General features: G+C 73.3%; 4 protein-coding genes. 1 reads left to right on the top strand and 3 read right to left on the bottom strand.

Annotation, left to right across the window (positions count from 1 at the left end; translation table 11 throughout):
• Positions 1 to 784, bottom strand: a 784-nt coding sequence (locus AOK15_RS35725) for an adenosylcobinamide-GDP ribazoletransferase (protein WP_055522566.1), incomplete at its 3' end; no start/stop codon positions are given.
• Between the two features lie 113 nt (positions 785 to 897).
• Here AOK15_RS35725 and AOK15_RS35720 point away from each other — a divergent pair.
• Positions 898 to 1,680, top strand: a complete 783-nt coding sequence (locus tag AOK15_RS35720) for a hypothetical protein (protein ID WP_055522564.1) — start codon at positions 898 to 900, stop codon at positions 1,678 to 1,680.
• Here the strand turns inward: AOK15_RS35720 and AOK15_RS46240 are convergent.
• Positions 1,605 to 2,318 (bottom strand): hypothetical protein, encoded by a 714-nt coding sequence (locus AOK15_RS46240; protein ID WP_055522562.1) that lies wholly within the window; start codon positions 2,316 to 2,318, stop codon positions 1,605 to 1,607. The two genes, AOK15_RS35720 and AOK15_RS46240, sit on opposite strands and share 76 nt — an antisense overlap.
• A gap of 117 nt (positions 2,319 to 2,435) precedes the next feature.
• Positions 2,436 to 4,202 (bottom strand): phosphatidylglycerol lysyltransferase domain-containing protein, encoded by a 1,767-nt coding sequence (locus tag AOK15_RS35710; RefSeq protein ID WP_055522560.1) that lies wholly within the window; start codon positions 4,200 to 4,202, stop codon positions 2,436 to 2,438.
• Positions 4,203 to 4,377 lie beyond the last annotated feature (175 nt).

Genomic DNA, 4,377 nt, shown 5'->3' with positions numbered 1-4,377 from the left:
ACACGACCAGCGCCGCCGTCGCCGCCGTCTCCGCGAGCCCCCCGAACACATCGCCGGTCACCCCGCCGAACCGCCGCGTGCTGTGCCGCAGCAGCGACTCGGCGGCGGCGATGCCGACGACGACCGCGAGCACCGTACGGGCGAGGTCGTAGGGCCCGAGGAGCGCGCCCGCGCCCGCCGCCGCGCCCCCCACGACGGCCGCCACCAGCACCGCGCCCCGCACCGGCACGGCCCCCGCCACCGCCGCCCCCAGCCCCTCGGGCCGGGCGGCCGGAACGCCGGCGCGGGCGGCCAGGGTCAGGGCAAGCCGGGCCGTGGTCGCCGCGACCACGGCCGCGACCGTGCCCAGGACCCAGGACTCCCCGTACGCCTCGGTGAGCGCGGCGACCTGGGCGAACAGGACGAGGACGAGGGTGATGACGCCGAACGGACCGATGTCCGACTGCTTCATGATCCGCAGCGCGTCCTCGGCTGGCTTGCCGCTGCCCAGCCCGTCGGCGGTGTCCGCGAGCCCGTCCAGATGCAGTCCCCGGGTGAGCACGGCCGGTACGGCGACCCCGGCCACGGCGGCGAGGAGGGGGCCCGCGCCCAGGAACAGGAGCAGCCCGCCGAGCGCGGCCGCGGCGGCGCCGACCACCAGCCCGGCGGCGGGCGCGCACAGCATCCCCACACGCGCGGCGTCGCGGTCCCACCGGGGCACCCGCACCGGCAGCACGGTCAGGGTGCCGAAGGCGAAACGCAGGCCGTCGGAGAGGGTGGGCGCGGGCGCCGGGGTCGTGGACACCGGCGCAGGCTACCCGGCGGGCGGTGGGGCGAGAGCGGCGCCCGAGGGGCAGGGGAGGCCCGAACGGCAGCACTGCGCGAGGCAGTCGGGGCGTATCCACATAAAGTGCCCCTATGGGTCACTGGTGGGAACGGAACATCACCGAGCCGGGCAAACTGCCGTTGCTTCTCGCGCTCACCGCGTTCGTCCTCACCTTCCTGATCACCCGGCTCATCACCCGTCTCATCCGGGCCGGCAAGGGCCCCTTCCGCAACATCAGTGGCAGCGGCGGCGTCCACATCCACCATGTCGTCCCCGGTGTCCTCCTCACCGTCGCCGGCGGCTTCGGCTCGGTGGCCTCCGACGGGCCCGGCTTCGGCTCGCTGTTCTCCGCCGTGATCTTCGGCATGGGCGCCGGGCTGGTGCTGGACGAGTTCGCGCTGATCCTGCACCTCGACGACGTGTACTGGTCGGAGGAGGGCCGCAAGAGCGTCGAGGTGGTGGTGCTGACGGCGGCCCTGGTGGGCCTCGTCCTCAGCGGCTTCCTGCCCTTCGGCGTCAACGACCTCAGCGAGGAGGAGCTCCAGGACCGGGGCGCCGCCCTGCTCACCATCGGCACGAACTTCTTCATCGCCCTGGTCGCCCTCAGCAAGGGCAAGGCCCGCACGGCGATCTTCGGGGTGATCATCCCGATCGTCGCCGTCGTCGGAGCCGTCCGCCTGGCCCGCCCGACCTCCGCCTGGGCCCGCCGCTTCTACCGTCGCCGCCCGCGCGCCCGCGCCAGGGCCCTGCTGCGGTCCTACCGTCACGACCGCCGCTGGTCGGGACCGAGCCGCCGTCTTCAGGACTGGATCGGCGGCACCCCGGACCTGCCCTCCGGGCCGGCGCCCCCGCCCGACCGGGCGGAACGCCGCTGACGCGCGGCCAGCAGCCCGCACAGCGCCAGCACGGCCGCGATCGCCGCCAGATGCTCCTTGCCCGCGAGGTTCTCCTTGACCAGCACCTCGACCACCATCGCCACGACGACCGCGCCCGCCGTGACGTACGCCCGGAATCGCCACCCGAGGAACACCGCGAGCCCCACCACGGCCGCCGACGGCCCGGTGTCGACGACCTGGGCGTCCGAGGCGGGCAGCCCCACGAAGGGGACGTCCGGGCCGAGCGCGATGCCCACGCGCGCGTACAGCGTGCCGGCCAGCGTCGCCAGACACGCCACGGCCAGCGTCCGCCGCTTCCCGAGGCAGATCTCCGCGATCCCGAACACGAGCAGGATCTGCGCGAGCGCACCCCACACGGGCAGGTCCAGCGCCGGGACGAACAGGGAGAGCGGGGTCCGCAGCAGCGCCAGCCACAGCGGGTCCTCGGCCCGTACGGCGCCCACGTCCTCGATGAACCCGTAGCCCCAGGACTGCCGGTGCACGAGGTGGACGACGGTCGCCAGACCGACGGCGGCGACGGTCATCGGCACGGCCCGCAGCCGTCGCGTCAGGACCGGGCGCAGGGTGTCGTACAACGCCCCCCACTCGGCGTGGGCCGCCCGGGCCACCCCGTTCATCCGCCGGCCCGCATCTGTGTACGTCCTCGTCCCCATGTCCCGTGCGTCTGTTCCGTACGCCGGGTCCCCACGCGGGTGCCCGCGCGTCCGTCGCCGGACGCCCGTCCCCTTACGCGGTCACCGGCGTGACTCCAGGTGCCTGCGGTGCAGCCACTTCGGCAGTCCCGGCGCCTCCAGGAAGCCCTCCGCGCGGGCCGCGGCGACGGCGATGCGCGGCAGGTCCGCGCTCTTCTCGAAGAGCAGGAACCGCGGCTCCCAGATGGGCCGGTACTTGGCGTTGGCCCGGTACAGCGACTCGATCTGCCACCAGCGGGAGAAGAAGCTGAGCAGCGACCGCCACAGCCGCAGGACCGGTCCCGCGCCGAGGCGCGCGCCACGTTCGAAGACTGATCGGAACATCGCGAAGTTGAGCGAGACCTGCGTGATCCCGATCTCCTCGGCCCGCTGGAGGAGGTCGATGACCATGAACTCCATCAGCCCGTTGTCGGCGTCGCGGTCCCGTCGCATCAGATCGAGGGAGAGCCCGTGCGGCCCCCACGGCACGAAGGACAGCAGGGCCCGCAGCTCACCGCCCTCGTCGGCGCACTCCAGCATCACGCACTGCCCGTCCGCCGGGTCGCCGAGCCGTCCGAGCGCCATGCTGAACCCGCGCTCGGTGGCCCCGTCCCGCCAGTCGTCGGCCCGCTCCAGCAGAGCGGCCATCTCGTCGTCCGGGATGTCCGCGTGCCGCCGGATCCGCACGGTGTACCCGGCCCGCCGGACCCGGTTGTACGCCTGCCGTACGCTCCGCATGGCCCGCCCGTCGAGGGTGAACTCGGCGGTGTCGACGACGGCCTCGTCCCCGAGTTCCAGCGCGTCGAGTCCGTGCCGTGCGTACACGGTCCCGGCCTCTTCCCCCGCGCCCATCACCGCAGGGATCCATCCGTGCACCCGGGCCTCGACGAGCCACGGCCCGATGGCGCCGGGCCATGCCTCCGGATCGCCGATCGGGTCGCCGGAGGCCAGCGAGACACCGCCCAGCACCCGGTAGGCGATGCCCGCCTTGCCCGTCGGCGACCAGAGGACGCTCTTCTCCCGCCGCAGCGCGAAGTATCCGAGGGAGTCCCGGTCGCCGTGCCGTTCCAGCAGGGCCCGCAGCCTGTTCTCGTCGTCCTCGGTGATCGGGTCGACGGCCCTGCGGGAGCGGAAGGCGGCGTAGAACACGGCGAGGACCAGCAGGGTGCTGAGCACGTTGATGGTGACGTCCACCCAGGTGGGGGCGCTGACCCCCGCGAAGTCGGAGTCGTCGGAGGCCACCGACACCAGCCGCAGGGCCCCGTACGCCCAGCGGTCCCAGAACGTCGAGAGGTGCTCGTCGGCCGCCTCGTTGGTGACGGTGACGAGGAGCGCCGCGAGCAGCGAACAGCCCAGGAGGCCGCCGAGCGCGACGGCCGCCGCGAGTCTGGGGTTCGACCGGTCGCCCTTGGCGTAGAACTCCCGCCGCCCCACGACCAGGGACGCGACGAACGCCGCGGTCAGGGTGAGCGACACCCAGTTCTGCGGGTGCCGTCTGAGGTCCTCGAAGGCCATCGCGAAGACGAACAGCAGCAGGACCAGCGTGCTCAGGACGATGTTCAGGATCCACGCCGCCCGCTTCCGGCGTCGCATGGTGATCGCCAGGAACGTCGTGAACACGCCGGTCGCGAACCCTGCCGTCAGCAGATACGGCGTGAAGTAGTCGTCGGTGTTGTGCCGCCGAACGTCCTGCCCCAGCGACACCCACACGGCCCCGAGGAAGTTGACGAACGCGACGACCCGCAGGTACCAGACCGCGCCCCCGGCGGCCCGTCGGGAGACAGCGCCGCCGCCGGGCTGGGAGGGGGGTGAAACTGAGGCAATAGCCATATTCGGATCTTATGGCCAGCCCGCCGGTCGCTCCCGGCTGCTGGTGTGCCCTTCGGGTGGTGTGCCCTTCGGGTGGTGGCATGTGAGCGGGGTGGCCCCGTGACCAGGGTGGCCCCATGACCGGGGTGGCGCGGCTCAGCGGTGCCGAACCGGCCGTTCCGTTCCGTTCCGTTCC

Source organism: Streptomyces ossamyceticus, from assembly GCF_001418475.1.
Lineage (GTDB): Bacteria > Actinomycetota > Actinomycetes > Streptomycetales > Streptomycetaceae > Streptomyces > Streptomyces ossamyceticus.
Note: the sequence above shows the minus strand (reverse complement) of the source record. Positions and strands in the feature narration are given on the sequence as shown.

Excerpts from the sequence above, each read along its gene's own strand:
- AOK15_RS35720 (WP_055522564.1), top strand. The coding sequence starts at position 898 with ATGGGTCACTGGTGGGAACGGAACATCACCGAGCCGGGCAAACTGCCG.
- AOK15_RS46240 (WP_055522562.1), bottom strand. The coding sequence starts at position 2,318 with ATGAACGGGGTGGCCCGGGCGGCCCACGCCGAGTGGGGGGCGTTGTAC.
- AOK15_RS35710 (WP_055522560.1), bottom strand. The coding sequence starts at position 4,202 with ATGGCTATTGCCTCAGTTTCACCCCCCTCCCAGCCCGGCGGCGGCGCT.